General features: G+C 71.5%; 12 protein-coding genes. 8 read left to right on the top strand and 4 right to left on the bottom strand.

Annotated features, from left to right (window positions below; translation table 11 throughout):
- Positions 1–108 precede the first annotated feature (108 nt).
- The 5 genes from nadC to AC0AIB_RS03945 all read left to right on the top strand — a co-directional run bounded on the left by nadC (position 109) and on the right by AC0AIB_RS03945 (position 6923).
- A complete protein-coding gene (gene nadC, locus AC0AIB_RS03965) occupies positions 109–1005 on the top strand; it encodes a carboxylating nicotinate-nucleotide diphosphorylase (RefSeq protein WP_328342326.1) in 897 nt (298 codons plus the stop codon).
- Between the two features lie 101 nt (positions 1006–1106).
- Complete coding sequence (locus tag AC0AIB_RS03960; RefSeq protein ID WP_067302186.1) at positions 1107–1865, top strand: type III pantothenate kinase; 759 nt, start codon at positions 1107–1109, stop codon at positions 1863–1865.
- Between the two features lie 127 nt (positions 1866–1992).
- Positions 1993–3501 (top strand): lysine--tRNA ligase, encoded by a 1509-nt coding sequence (gene lysS / locus AC0AIB_RS03955; RefSeq protein ID WP_465096029.1) that lies wholly within the window; start codon positions 1993–1995, stop codon positions 3499–3501.
- Between the two features lie 112 nt (positions 3502–3613).
- Positions 3614–3958 carry a histone-like nucleoid-structuring protein Lsr2 gene (locus AC0AIB_RS03950; RefSeq protein WP_168222573.1) on the top strand — a complete coding sequence of 115 codons (345 nt, stop codon included), beginning with the start codon at positions 3614–3616 and terminating at the stop codon, positions 3956–3958.
- A gap of 439 nt (positions 3959–4397) precedes the next feature.
- Complete coding sequence (locus tag AC0AIB_RS03945) at positions 4398–6923, top strand: ATP-dependent Clp protease ATP-binding subunit (RefSeq protein ID WP_328342334.1); 2526 nt, start codon at positions 4398–4400, stop codon at positions 6921–6923.
- 129 nt (positions 6924–7052) lie between these two features.
- On the opposite strand, the gene AC0AIB_RS03940 is transcribed toward AC0AIB_RS03945, so the two are convergent.
- Positions 7053–7958 carry an HhH-GPD family protein gene (locus tag AC0AIB_RS03940; RefSeq protein ID WP_328342335.1) on the bottom strand — a complete coding sequence of 302 codons (906 nt, stop codon included), beginning with the start codon at positions 7956–7958 and terminating at the stop codon, positions 7053–7055.
- 96 nt (positions 7959–8054) lie between these two features.
- On the opposite strand from AC0AIB_RS03940, the gene AC0AIB_RS03935 reads away from it, so the two are divergent.
- The 3 genes from AC0AIB_RS03935 (at position 8055) to AC0AIB_RS03925 (ending at position 10175) form a co-directional block, all read left to right on the top strand.
- A complete protein-coding gene (locus AC0AIB_RS03935; RefSeq protein WP_465096028.1) occupies positions 8055–8567 on the top strand; it encodes a glycine cleavage system transcriptional repressor in 513 nt (170 codons plus the stop codon).
- Between the two features lie 173 nt (positions 8568–8740).
- The gene (locus AC0AIB_RS03930; protein WP_465096027.1) at positions 8741–9304 is read left to right on the top strand and encodes a peptide deformylase; all 564 of its coding nucleotides are present in this window, start codon (positions 8741–8743) and stop codon (positions 9302–9304) included.
- A 139-nt stretch (positions 9305–9443) separates the two neighbouring features.
- Positions 9444–10175: a hypothetical protein gene (locus AC0AIB_RS03925; RefSeq protein ID WP_328342338.1), complete on the top strand. Its 732-nt coding sequence runs from the start codon at positions 9444–9446 to the stop codon at positions 10173–10175.
- A 73-nt stretch (positions 10176–10248) separates the two neighbouring features.
- Here AC0AIB_RS03925 and disA read toward each other — a convergent pair whose 3' ends face one another.
- The 3 genes from disA to AC0AIB_RS03910 all read right to left on the bottom strand — a co-directional run bounded on the left by disA (position 10249) and on the right by AC0AIB_RS03910 (position 13929).
- Positions 10249–11430 (bottom strand): DNA integrity scanning diadenylate cyclase DisA, encoded by a 1182-nt coding sequence (disA, locus tag AC0AIB_RS03920; protein ID WP_328342339.1) that lies wholly within the window; start codon positions 11428–11430, stop codon positions 10249–10251.
- A gap of 143 nt (positions 11431–11573) precedes the next feature.
- Positions 11574–13025 carry a DNA repair protein RadA gene (gene radA / locus AC0AIB_RS03915; RefSeq protein ID WP_465096026.1) on the bottom strand — a complete coding sequence of 484 codons (1452 nt, stop codon included), beginning with the start codon at positions 13023–13025 and terminating at the stop codon, positions 11574–11576.
- A 94-nt stretch (positions 13026–13119) separates the two neighbouring features.
- Positions 13120–13929 (bottom strand): copper chaperone PCu(A)C domain-containing protein, encoded by an 810-nt coding sequence (locus AC0AIB_RS03910; RefSeq protein WP_465096025.1) that lies wholly within the window; start codon positions 13927–13929, stop codon positions 13120–13122.
- Positions 13930–14056: the final 127 nt, after the last annotated feature.

The raw sequence follows: 14056 nt of genomic DNA, 5'->3' as shown, positions 1-14056 counted from the left end.
GGAGTGAGCCGGGTTTGCGAGCCCCGCAGTGGCGAACTAAGGGGGTGCGGTGAGTCCGAGGAGTGAGCCGGGTTTGCGAGCCCCGCAGTGGCGAACTAAGGAGATACAGTGCGGGAATCGACGCGGCAGGCGCTGACGGCCGGTGGGCTGGACCCGGAACGGGTGCGGCGGGTGATCGTCGACGCGCTCACCGAGGACCTGGGGGCGGACTTCCTCGACGTCACCAGCGTCGCCACCATCGCGGCCGGGCAGACCGACACCGCCGACCTGGTGGCGAGGGCCGACGGGGTGGTGGCCGGGCTGACGGTGGCCGCTGCGGTGTTCGAGCTGGTCGGCGAGGTGACCGCCGCGGAGCGTACCGTCGAGGTGGTGGTGGTGGCCCACGACGGCGCACGGGTGGCCCGGGGGGACGTGCTGGCCACGGTGACCGGCCCGACCCGGCTGCTGCTCACCGCCGAGCGCACCGCGCTGAACCTGCTCTCCCGGCTCTCCGGGGTGGCCACCCACACCCGGGCCTGGGCGGACGCCCTGGCCGGCACCAAGGCGACCGTGCTGGACACCCGCAAGACCACGCCGGGCCTGCGGATGCTGGAGAAGTACGCGGTCCGGGCCGGCGGTGGCACCAACAAGCGGATGGGCCTGTACGACGTCGCCATGATCAAGGACAACCACAAGCTGGCCGCCGGGGGCATCGGGGCGGCCTTCCGGCGGGTCCGGCAGGCCTTCCCGGAGGTGCCGGTGCAGGTCGAGGTGGACACCCCGGCCGAGGCGGTGGAGGCGGTCGAGGCCGGCGCGGACTTCCTGCTGCTGGACAACATGTCCCCGGCGACCCTGCGCGAGGTGGTCGCGGCGGTCGGCGACCGGGCCGAGCTGGAGGCGACCGGTGGGCTGACCCTGGAGGTGGCCGCCGAGTACGGGGCGACCGGGGTGGACTTCCTCTCGGTGGGCGCGCTGACGCACTCCTCGCCGATCCTGGACATCGCCCTGGACCTGCGCGAGCGGTGAGCCGGACGGGCTGCCGGGCGTCGGTGCCCCCGGTCGGCGCGGGCACCGGGCCCGGTCCACTCCTCGCCTCCAGCCGGCCGGTCGGCGTCTAGGCTGCGTGCGTGCTGCTCTGCATCGACATCGGAAACACCAACACCGTGCTGGCGACCTTCGACGGCGACAAGCTGGTGCACTCGTGGCGGATCAAGACCGACGCCCGTTCCACGGCGGACGAGCTGGGGCTGATGTTCCGGGGGCTGCTGGCCGGCGACGCCGTGGAGATCACCGGGGTGGCCGCCTGCTCGACGGTGCCGGCGGCGCTGCGCTCGCTGCGGACGATGTTGGCCCGCTACTACGCCGACCTGCCGAGCGTGGTCGTCGAGCCCGGGGTACGCACCGGCGTGCAACTGGCCATCGACAACCCGAAGGAGGTCGGCGCGGACCGGGTGGTCAACACGCTGGCCGCGTACACCCTCTACGGGGGTCCGTCGATCGTGGTGGACTTCGGCACCACCACCAACTTCGACGTGATCAGCGGCCGGGGCGAGTTCCTCGGCGGGGCGTTCGCCCCGGGCATCGAGATCTCCTTCGACGCGTTGGCGGCCCGCGCCGCCCAGCTGCGCAAGGTGGAGGCGAACAAGCCCCGTTCGGTGATCGGCAAGAACACCGTGGAGTGCCTCCAGTCCGGCCTCTACTTCGGCTTCGCCGGGCAGGTCGACCGGATCGTCGAGCGGATGACCGAGGAGTTGGGCGAGGTCAGGGCGGTGATCGCCACCGGCGGGCTGGCCTCGGTGGTGATCGGCGAGTGCCGGACCATCACCCACCACGAGCCGATGATCACCCTGATCGGCCTCCGGATGGTCTACGAACGCAACACCTGAGGGCCGCCGGGGCGGTGCCGGGTGTGCTCGACCACGGCGGGCAGGTTATCCCGTAACGACCCGCCGGGCCCTTGAGTACGCTCATGGGCTGACCCCGCCGAAACTCCCTTAGCCGAGGAAGCGTGCCGTGACCGAGCAGAACACCGTGCCAGTGGACCCCGCCGACGACCTTCCCGAGCAGATGAAGGTCCGCCGGGAGAAGCGGGACCGGATGCTCGCCGAGGGCGTCGAGCCGTACCCCGTCGGTTTTCCCCGGACCAGCACCCTGGCCGAGGTCCGCGAGCGCTACGCCGAGCTGCCCACCGACACCGCGACCGGGGACCGGGTATCGGTCACCGGTCGGGTGATCTTCGTACGGAACACCGGCAAGCTCTGCTTCGCGACCCTGCGCGACGGCGACGGCACCGAGCTGCAGGCGATGCTCTCCCTGGACCGGGTCGGGGCGGAGCGGCTGGACGACTGGAAGCGCCTGGTCGACCTGGGTGACCACGTGGGTGTCACCGGTGAGGTGATCACCAGCCGGCGGGGTGAGCTGTCGGTGCTCGCCGACGAATGGGCGGTGACCGCCAAGGCGCTGCGTCCGCTGCCGGTGGCGCACAAGCCGCTGAGCGAGGAGGCCCGGGTACGGCAGCGTTACGTGGACCTGATCGTCCGTCCGCAGGCCCGGCAGATGGTCCGCACCCGGGCCGCGGCGGTGCGTAGCCTGCGTGATTCGTTGCACGGGCAGGGATTCATCGAGGTCGAGACGCCGATGCTCCAGTTGCTGCACGGTGGCGCGGCGGCCCGCCCATTCGTGACCCACAGCAATGCACTCGGTACCGATCTGTATCTGCGAATCGCGCCGGAACTGTTTCTCAAGCGTGCCGTGGTCGGCGGGGTCGACCGGGTCTTCGAGATCAACCGCAACTTCCGCAATGAGGGAGTCGACTCGTCGCACTCACCGGAGTTCGCCATGCTGGAGACCTACCAGGCGTACGGCGACTACGACACGATGGCCGCGCTGACCCGTAATCTCGTGCAGCAGGCGGCGGTGGCGGTCAGCGGCTCGACGACGGTGACCCACGCGGACGGCCAGGAGTTCGACCTGGGCGGCGAGTGGCGCTCGGTGACCCTCTTCGGGGTGCTTTCCGAGGCGCTCGGCGAGGAGGTCACGGTCCGCACCGACCGGGCCCGCCTGGTGGAGTACGCCGACAAGGTGGGGCTCGCGGTCGACCCGAAGTGGGGTCCGGGCAAGCTGGCCGAGGAGCTGTTCGAGGAACTGGTGGTGCCGGGCCTCCAGGCACCGACCTTCGTCCGGGACTACCCGGAGGAGACCAGCCCGTTGACCCGGGCCCACCGCAGTGAGCCGGGCCTGGCCGAGAAGTGGGACCTCTACGTGCTCGGTTTCGAGCTGGGCACCGCGTACTCCGAGCTGGTGGACCCGGTGGTGCAGCGGGAGCGGCTGGTCGCGCAGGCGCAGCTGGCGGCCCGGGGCGACGACGAGGCGATGCGGCTGGACGAGGATTTCCTCCGGGCGATGGAGTACGGAATGCCGCCGGCCGGGGGTATGGGAATGGGAATCGACAGGCTGTTGATGGCGCTGACCGGCCTGGGAATTCGGGAAACCATCCTCTTCCCGTTGGTCCGCGCCGAGTAGCCGGCGGCAGGACCTTAGCCGGGTCGTTACGCCATCCTATTGACGCGGCAAGCATCGGGCAGGTTATCGTGCTCCTATTGCAGGAGCACCCTGCTCGAAAGGAATGTGGGACGTGGCCAAGCAGATCATTCACAAGCTGGTCGATGACCTGGACGGCGGGGACGCGGACGAGACCGTCAAGTTCGCCCTCGACGGCGTTCAGTACGAGATCGACCTGTCGAACTCCAACGCCGACAAATTGCGGGACGTTTTCGCGCCGTACGTGGCCGCCGGCACCCGGGTCGGTCGGGGCGGCGTGGTCGTGGGCGGCCGGGCCGCCCGGGGCCGGGGCGGTGCGACGGCCGACCGCGAGCAGAACAAGGCGATCCGGTCCTGGGCCAAGAAGAACGGCAAGGACATCTCCGACCGGGGGCGCATCCCGCAGGAGATCGTCGACGAGTACCACGCGACCCGCTGAGCAGTCGGCGGCGACCCGACGCCGGGCCGGAGCACCCCCTCCGGGCCGGCGTCGCCGTCTCCGGGTGTCTCCCGGCGTCGCGGTGGGCGCTCGCCGAGCCGGCTCCGGGAGGGAAGTTCTCCGGTGCCGGGGGCGTTGTCCACAGCCGGTGGATAGTTCGTCCACAGCCTGTGGATGGCCCACGAAGGCCCCCGGCGGGTGTCCCGTGCACCCGGGAATTTCGCTCTGCGCGTACAGGTTGGGGTGCCGGAACACCTCCTGAGCGCGGATGGTTGGTCATAACGACGTCGGAACGGCTCGGTGCGAGGAGACACGACCTCAGCGGAGTCGGTCAGCGGCGATAGAGTAAGGAGGCACGGACGCCCGTCCCGGACGTTCGCGCACCGGCCCCGCCAAGATCTCGCAGTCGAGGCGCACGGCACGTGAGGAGCACGAGGGCATGTTCGAGCGGTTCACCGACCGAGCGCGACGGGTTGTCGTCCTGGCCCAAGAAGAGGCCCGGATGCTCAACCACAACTACATCGGTACGGAGCACATCCTGCTGGGCCTGATCCACGAGGGTGAGGGCGTCGCGGCCAAGGCCCTGGAGAGCCTCGGCATCTCCCTGGAGGGCGTCCGTCAGCAGGTCGAGGAGATCATCGGCCAGGGCCAGCAGGCGCCGAGCGGGCACATCCCGTTCACGCCCCGGGCCAAGAAGGTGCTGGAGCTGTCCCTGCGCGAGGCGCTGCAGCTCGGCCACAACTACATCGGCACGGAGCACATCCTGCTCGGGCTGATCCGTGAAGGCGAGGGCGTGGCCGCCCAGGTGCTGGTGAAGTTGGGCGCCGACCTCAACCGGGTCCGCCAGCAGGTGATCCAGCTCCTCTCCGGCTACCAGGGCAAGGAGCCGGCCGCCGCCGGCACCGCGACGGGTGAGGCCGCCCCGTCGACCAGCCTCGTGCTGGACCAGTTCGGTCGTAACCTGACTCAGGCTGCCCGCGAGGGCAAGCTCGACCCGGTGATCGGGCGCGAGAAGGAGATCGAGCGGGTCATGCAGGTGCTGTCCCGCCGCACCAAGAACAACCCGGTCCTGATCGGTGAGCCCGGCGTCGGTAAGACCGCCGTGGTGGAGGGCCTGTCCCAGAAGATCATCAAGGGCGAGGTGCCCGAGACGCTGAAGGACAAGCAGCTCTACACCCTCGACCTCGGTGCCCTGGTCGCCGGCTCCCGCTACCGGGGTGACTTCGAGGAGCGCCTGAAGAAGGTGCTCAAGGAGATCCGCACCCGCGGCGACATCATCCTGTTCATCGACGAGATCCACACCCTGGTCGGCGCGGGTGCCGCCGAGGGCGCGATCGACGCGGCGAGCATCCTCAAGCCGATGCTGGCCCGGGGCGAGCTGCAGACCATCGGCGCGACCACCCTCGACGAGTACCGCAAGCACCTGGAGAAGGACGCCGCATTGGAGCGTCGTTTCCAGCCGATCCAGGTGGGTGAGCCGTCGCTGGCCCACACCATCGAGATCCTCAAGGGCCTGCGGGACCGCTACGAGGCGCACCACCGGGTGAGCATCACCGACGCAGCCCTCGTGGCAGCCGCAACTCTGGCCGACAGGTACATCTCCGACCGGTTCCTGCCCGACAAGGCGATCGACCTGATCGACGAGGCCGGGGCCCGGATGCGGATCCGCCGGATGACCGCGCCACCGGACCTGCGTGACTTCGACGAGCGGATCGCCCAGGTGCGCCGCGACAAGGAGTCCGCGATCGACGCGCAGGACTTCGAGCGGGCCGCCCAGCTGCGTGACAAGGAGAAGCAGCTCCTCGGTCAGAAGGCGCAGCGCGAGAAGGAGTGGAAGGCCGGTGACCTGGACGTCGTCAGCGAGGTCGACGACGAGCAGATCGCCGAGGTCCTGGGCAACTGGACCGGCATCCCGGTCTACAAGCTGACCGAGGAGGAGACCTCCCGGCTGCTGCGGATGGAAGACGAGCTGCACAAGCGCGTCATCGGCCAGGAGGACGCGGTCAAGGCGGTGTCGAAGGCGATCCGGCGTACCCGGGCCGGCCTGAAGGACCCGAAGCGACCGTCCGGCTCGTTCATCTTCGCCGGCCCGTCCGGTGTCGGTAAGACCGAGCTGTCCAAGGCGCTTGCCGAGTTCCTGTTCGGCAGCGAGGACGCGCTGATCCAGCTGGACATGTCCGAGTTCCACGACCGCTACACGGTGTCCCGCCTGGTCGGTGCCCCTCCCGGCTACGTCGGTTACGACGAGGGCGGGCAGCTGACCGAGAAGGTCCGTCGTCGCCCGTTCTCGGTGGTGCTCTTCGACGAGATCGAAAAGGCCCACCCGGACGTGTTCAACACCCTCCTCCAGATCCTGGAGGACGGCCGGTTGACCGACGGCCAGGGTCGGATCGTGGACTTCAAGAACACGGTCATCATCCTGACCACCAACCTGGGCACCCGGGACGTCGCCAAGGCGGTGTCGTTGGGCTTCCAGCAGTCGGAGGACTCCGAGTCCACCTACGACCGGATGAAGCAGAAGGTCAACGACGAGCTCAAGCAGCACTTCCGGCCCGAGTTCCTGAACCGGATCGACGACACCATCGTCTTCCACCAGCTGCGTCAGAACGAGATCCTCTCGATCGTGGACATCATGATCCAGCGGATCGAGGGCCAGCTCCGCAACAAGGACATGGGTCTGGAGCTCACCGACAACGCCAAGAAGTACCTGTCCAAGAAGGGCTTCGACCCGGTGCTGGGCGCCCGTCCGCTGCGTCGGACGATCCAGCGCGACATCGAGGACAACCTCTCCGAGCGGATCCTGTTCAACGAGCTGATCCCCGGTCAGATCGTGGTGGTGGACTGCGAGGGTGACCCGGACGACATCGAGAAGTCGAAGCTCGTCTTCCACGGCTCGGACCGTCCGGCCGAGGTGCCGGACGCCGTCCCGGCCGACCTGGGTGGCGCTGCCACCACGGGCGAGTAGTCGGCAGGGCACAGAGCACGAGGGCGACGGCCCGGTGGCGTGAGCCACCGGGCCGTCGCCCTTCAATCTGTCCGCCCACGGTGCGGGTCCTGCTCACCGTGGGGCGGCACCGGCTGTCGTGACCCGCGGTCAGCCGGGGAGGGGTTGGGCGGCGGGGCCGTCGCCGATGAGCCGGAAATTCTCCTCACCGACCGGCTCCACCAGGCCGTCCTTCACCAGCCCGGCCAGGGCCCGGGCCCGCTGCACGTCGTCGTGCCACACCTGGTCGAGCCGCTGGTGCGGCACCGGGCCGGTGGCGTCCCGGAGCACTCCGAGCAGCAGTCCCCGCACCTGACGGTCGGTACCGGCATACCGCTGGGGTCGGCGGGTCGGGCCGGCGGGCGCCACCTGGCCGGTGGCCCGCCAGGCACAGACCGACTCGACCGGGCAGGCCGGACAGCGCGGCGAGCGGGCGGTGCAGACGATCGCGCCGAGTTCCATGAAGGCGGCACTGGCAAGCGCCGCAGCCGCCGGCTCGACCGGTAGCAACTCCTCGCAGGCGACCAGGTCGGCCGGGGTGGTGGCCGGGCCGGCGTCCGGGTCGCCGGCAACGGCCCGGGAGACGACCCGCCGGACGTTCGTGTCGACCACCGGGTGCCGCTGACCGTACGCGAACGCGGCGACCGCCCTGGCCGTGTACGTCCCGATGCCGGGCAACGCCAGCAACTGGTCCAGTTGGTCGGGTACCCGACCGCCGTGCCGTTCCACGATCGCCACCGCGCAGTCGCGTAGCCGTACCGCCCGACGGGGGTAGCCGAGCCGGCCCCACATCCGGATCGCCTCGGCCGGAGTGTCGGCAGCGAGGGCGGCGGGATCGGGCCACCGCCCGAGCCAGGCGTGCCAGGCGGGGAGTACGCGTACCACCGGGGTCTGCTGGAGCATGACCTCGCTGACCAGGATCGGCCAGGCCCCGATACCGGGCACCCGCCAGGGCAGGTCGCGGGCGTTCTTTTCGTACCACCGGCTGACCAGGGTGGTGAAGGTGGGTTCAGTCATCGCGCCGACGATGATGTCACGCCGTGCCTTCCCGCTGGTTGGGCGGGAAGGGCGGGGCGTCCCCGGGGTGCCCGACGGATCGGGCAGAATGCCCGGATGAGCGAGCTCGCGATCACCGTCATCGGCCGGGACCGGCCCGGCATCGTGGCCGACGTCGCCGAGGTGCTCGCCCGGCTCGGGGCGAACCTCACCGACTCCACCATGACCCGGCTGCGCGGTCACTTCGCCATGACGTTGGTCTGTGTCGGCCCGACCGCCGGTGAGGTCGAGGCGGCCATGGCCCCGCTGACCGCCGACGGCCAACTGCTGGCCACCGTACGCGCGGTCACCCCGGACGGTACGTCGGCGTCGGCGGGTGAGCCGTACGTGCTGGCGGTGCACGGCGCGGACCGGATGGGCATCGTGGCGGCGATGACCCGGGTGATCGCCGAGGCCGGCGGCAACGTGACGGACCTGAGCACCCGGCTGGCCGGTTCGCTCTACGTGGTGGTGGCCGAGGTTGACCTGCCTGCGGGCAGCGCCGACGACCTGACCGGCCGGCTCTCCGAGGTCGCCGCCGACCTGGGTGTCGGGTTCTCCCTGCGCCCCGCCGACCCGGAACTCCTGTGAGCGCGAGGAGTGAGCGGGGTTTGCGAGCCCCGCAGTCGCGAACAGAGGTGATCCTGTGAGCGCGAGGAGTGAGCCGGGTTTGCGAGCCCCGCAGTCGCGAACAGAGGTGATCCCGTGAGCGCGAGGAGTGAGCGGGGTTTGCGAGCCCCGCAGTCGCGAACGGAGATGATCCCGTGAGCGGGGAGCCGTACGCCGGGCTCGGCGGCTGGACCCCGGCGGCGCTGGGCGTACCGGGGGAGGTGCGCCGGGTGGTCTGTGCCCCCGAATCGGTGCTGAGCCGGCCGGGGCCGGAGGTGGACCCGACCGCCGAGGAGACCGTCCGGCTCGCTGCGGACCTGGTGGCCACCATGCGGGTCTCACCCGGCTGCGTGGGTCTGGCGGCGCCGCAGATCGGGGTGGGCGCGCAGGTGTTCGCGGTGGACGTGACCGGCCATCCCAAGACGGTGACGGTGCACGGCACCTTCGTGCTCTGCAACGCCCGGGTGGTGGAGGCGAGCCGGTGGAAGCCGGGCCGGGAGGGCTGCATGTCGGTGCCCGACCTGACCGGTGACGTGAAGCGGGCCAGCCGGTTGGTGGTCGAGGGGGTGCTGCCCGGCAGTGGTGCGCCGGTCCGGCTGGTCACCGACGGCTTCGAGGCCCGCGCACTGCAACACGAGATCGACCACTGCGCCGGCCTGCTCTTCCTCGATCGGGTGGCCGGTGCGCACGCGGTCTACCAGCGCAAGGTGTACCTGTGACGCGTCCTGTGCGGGGGTGGGGGAGCCGGGCCGAATTCCGGGCGACCGTCGTGAGTGGAGGGTCGTTTCCGAGCCGGTGGTCGGCGACCGGCGAGTCGTTCCCGGTCCTCGTGCGTCGCGCCGCTACGGTGGGGGCATCATGCGTCTGACGGTCGGTCCCCTGCCATCCGCCGTGTACTGGCGGCGTCGCGCCGTCGTACTCGGGGCGGGGCTTCTCTTTCTGATTGTCCTGCTCTACTCGTGCACCCGGTCCGGGGACACCAGCACCACACCGGGTGCCGGGTCCTCGACGTCGGCTCCCGCGGCGGGCGGCGCGTCGCCGACGGCCGCCTCGCCGCCTCCCGGGTCCGCGTCACCGTCCGGTCCGTCCGACTCGCCGGACTCGTCGGCCGGGCCGACCACCGCCCCGGGTACGAGCAGCACGCCGCCGGCCGATCCGCCCGCTGCACCTGTCAATCCGGCCCGGGTGGACGACGGCACCTGCACCGACGGCGAGATCGCGGTGACCCCGGTGGCGCTCCCCGCCGAGGTGCGTCGGGGTGCCCCGGTGGACCTGAGCCTCAAGATCCGGAACAAGTCACAGCGGACCTGTAACCGGGACGTCGGCGCGGACGTCCAGGAGTTGTTCATCAAGTCCGGTGCGGAGAAGGTCTGGTCGTCGGACACCTGTGGCACCGGCAAGGGCTCCGACCCGCAGTCCTTCACCCCGGGCTTCGAGCGCTCCTACCAGCTCACCTGGAACGGTATGGACGCCAGCCGGTGCAGCCAGGGGGTGGCCTCGGGGCCCAACCCGCCGGCCGGCAACTACCAGGTCTTCGCCCGGGTTGGCACCAAGCTGAGCGAGCCGGTGAAACTGGTCGTCACCGGCTGACCCGGGCCGCGGGTCGATCACCGGCGCTGACCGGCTCGGCCGAGCCGGTCAGCCTGGTCGTGACCGACGCCGGTCAGACGTAGCGTTCCAGGATGGACGCCTCGGCCAACCGGGACAGCCCCTCCCGGACGCCCCGGGCCCGCGCGTCGCCGACCCCCTCGACGGCCTGCAGGTCCTCCACGGTGGCACCGAGCAGCCGCTGGAGGCTGCCGAAGTGCAGCACCAGCCGGTCGACGATCGCCGCCGGCAGCCGGGGCACCTTGGCCAGCAGGCGGAACCCGCGCGGGCTGACCGCCGCGTCGAGGGCGTCGGAAGCGGCCGGGTAACCGATCGCCTTGGCGACCGCGACCAGGTCGATCAGCTCGGTCGCGCCGAGCAGGTCCAGCTCGACCAGGGCCTCGTCGAGGGTGCGCGACTTGCGGCCGGTGGGCAGGTAGTCCCGGATGACCAGGGTGCGGTCGGCGTCGACGCCGGCCATCAACTCGTCGAGTTGAAGGGCGAGCAGCCGGCCGTCGGTGCCCAGCTCGACCACGTACCCGGCGATCTCGTCGGCGATCCGGCGGACCATCTCCAGCCGCTGCACCACTGCGACCGCGTCCCGGACGGTGACCAGGTCCTCGATCTCCAGCGCGGAGAGGGTGCCGGAGACCTCGTCGAGGCGGAGCTTGTAGCGCTCCAGGGTGGCCAGGGCCTGGTTGGCCCGGGAGAGGATCGCTGCCGAGTCGTCCAGCACGTGTCGCTGGCCGTTGACGTAGAGGCTGATGATCCGCATCGACTGGCTGACCGAGATGACCGGATAGCCGGTCTGCCGGGCCACCCGCTCGGCGGTGCGGTGCCGGGTGCCGGACTCCTCGGTGGGGATGGAGGGGTCGGGCATCAGGTGTACGCCGGCCTGGACGATCCGGGTGCCGTCGCTGGAGAGCACCACCGCGCCGTCCATCTTGCACAGCTCGCGGACCCGGGTCGCGGAGAATTCGACGTCCATCGGGAAGCCGCCGGTGCAGATCCCGTCGACGACCTTGTCGTAGCCGAGCACGATCAGGGCACCCGTCCGCCCACGCAGGATGCGTTCGAGCCCGTCGCGCAGCGCGGTTCCGGGTGCCATCAGGGCGAGGTTGGCCCGCAGCGGATCACCGGCGCTGCCGGTGGCCCCGGTGACGCTCACGCTGATCGGACGGGTGGGTGAGCCCACGGCAGCGGCGCGGGTGTGGGGCGTCGCGCCGGCAGGCTTGGCGGCGTCGCGGTCGGTCGGCACGCGCACAGTCTACGGACTGCCCTGCGGTGGGTGCTCCCGTGGTTACTGTGATGTGTCACGGCGTCGGGGTCTTCCCACCTGCCGGACGTGCCGGGCGTTGTCCGGTATGGCCCGACCGGTCCGTGGGTGTCGGCCACCCTCGGTCACTCCGCGGATGCACGGGCGACAGCCTGGAGCGCCGATCGCACGTCCGTGACCTCGGTCACCTGCATGTTCCCGGGGCCGGCACCGGTGCCGTCGGGGCCGCATCCGGGCGGCACGAGGGCCGTCCGGAAGCCGAGCCGGGCGGCTTCGGCGAGTCGGCGGGGGACCGCACCGACCCGGCGTACCTCGCCGGTCAGCCCGACCTCGCCGATCGCCACCAGGTGCGGCGCGATCGCCAGGTTGAGCCCGCCGGAGGCGACCGCCAGCGCTACCGCGAGATCGGCGGCCGGCTCGACCACCCGGATCCCGCCGACGGTGGCCGCGAAGACCTCCCGGTCGTGCAGGGTCAGCCGCTCGGTGCGGCGTTGGAGCACCGCCAGCACCATGGCCAACCGGGCCCCGTCGAGCCCCGAGACGGTACGCCGGGGCGAGCCGGCCACCGTCGCCCCGATCAGCGCCTGCACCTCGGTCAGCAGCGCCCTGCGCCCCTCCATCGCCACCGTGACGCAGGTGCCCGGGACCGGCTCGGAGTAGCGGGTGAGGAAGAGCCCGGACGGGTCGGCCAGGCTGCTGATGCCCCCCTCGTGCATCTCGAAGCAACCGACCTCGTCGGCCGCACCGAACCGGTTCTTGACGCCCCGGACCATCCGCAGCGAGGAGTGCTTGTCGCCCTCGAAGTGCAGCACCACGTCGACCAGGTGCTCCAGCACCCGGGGACCGGCGACCTGGCCGTCCTTGGTGACGTGGCCGACCAGCACGGTGGCGATGCCGCGCTCCTTGGCGACCGCGACCAGGGCGGCGGTGACGGCCCGCACCTGGGTCACCCCGCCCTGCACCCCTTCGCTGCCGGTGGTGGAGATGGTCTGCACCGAGTCGAGGACCAGCAGGCCCGGCTTGACCGCGTCGAGGTGACCCAGCACGGCGGCCAGGTCGCTCTCGGCGGCCAGCCACAGCTGCTCGTGCAGGGCGCCCATCCGCTCGGCGCGCAGCCGGACCTGGCTGACCGACTCCTCGCCGCTGACCACCAGCGACGGGCTGCCCGCGGTGGCCGCCCACTGCTGCGCCACGTCGAGCAGCAGGGTGGACTTGCCCACGCCGGGCTCGCCGGCGAGCAGGACCACCGCGCCGGGGACCAGACCGCCGCCGAGGACCCGGTCGAGTTCGCTGACCCCGGTGGGCCGGGCGCGGGCCGGCGCGGCGCTGATCGTGGCGATCGGTCGGGCCGGCTCGGCCGGCATCCGGGAGCTGACCACCCGGCCGGAGACGACCGGCCCGGTGACCGTGGACTCGACCACCGATCCCCACTCGCCACACTCCGGGCAGCGCCCCACCCACTTGGGCGGCTGGTGGCCGCAGGCGTCGCAGGCGTAGGCAGGGCGGGGCTCACGGGCGGCCCGGCCCCGGGCCGCGCCGGACGCACCACGGGCGGGAGTCGATCGGGGGGTGGTCACCCCAGGACGCTAACCCCGACCGGTGACGAAAACACCGTCGGCGTGGTGGTCACCACGCCGACGGTGTCGTCGGTGCCTTCGGGTCCTGCCCGGGTCAGCCGCCGTGGCCGGAGCTGCCCTCCTGGCTGCTCTCCTCGCCACCCTCGCGGTGCACGATCGGGGAGGCCGGGGCCGCCGGGCTCAGCGGCACGCCGACCGGGACCGGGGTGCTGACGGTACGACCGCCGCCGAAGTCGAAGGTCAGGTTGACCTGCTGGCCGCTGCGCAGCGCCTCGTTCAGCCCGACGAGCTGGAGGTGCCTGCCGTTCTGCACGTTGAGCTGGACGTAACCGAGGGCCGGGATCTCGATCCGGGCCGGCTGTCCGGCCGGCGCGGACGGGCTGGCCGCCGCCGAGGGAGAAGCACCCTCCGACGGCGACGCGGTGTCCGACGGGGACGCGCCCTCCGAGGGCGAAGCACCCCCCGACGGGGACGCGCCCTCCGACGGCGAGGCACCCTCGGCCGGGGAGGCGGTGCCCGACGGGGACGCGCTCCCGGTCTCGGACGGGGACGCGGAGCCGGACGGGCTGGCCGAGCCGGCGGCCCCGGTGAGCAGGATCTGCCGGGCACTGTCGGTGGTGACGGTGACGGTGACCGGCTCCCGGGTGTCGTTGTAGATCACCGTGTTGATCGCGGCGTTCCCACCGGCGGCGAAGCCGCTCTCCCCCGGGTACGCGACGTAGAGACCGCGCACCTTGTACGCGTTGTCCGGCGTCTGGACGTTCACACCCTGGACCGACGGCTGCTTGTTGGCGGTCTCGGACACCTGGCCCGCCCCGCAACCCGTCGCGAGCAGGGCGGTCGTCGCCGCCAGGCCGGACAGCAGCAGGGTGGCCCGCCGGGAACCCCTGATCGAGCGCGTCACGTCGGTCCTCCTCGTCACGATCCGCACCCGGCCGTACCCCGGGCACGGGGTGGTCATACCCGCGCAGACCGCGCTCCAGGGTAGTTGGAGCTGATCGAGGGCCGCACGCGGACCCGGTGCCGCCACC

The sequence above is a fragment of the Micromonospora sp. DSM 43699 genome (genome assembly GCF_055517075.1).
The sequence above is the reverse complement of the archived record's forward strand: the minus strand, read 5'-3'. Positions and strand labels throughout refer to the sequence as shown.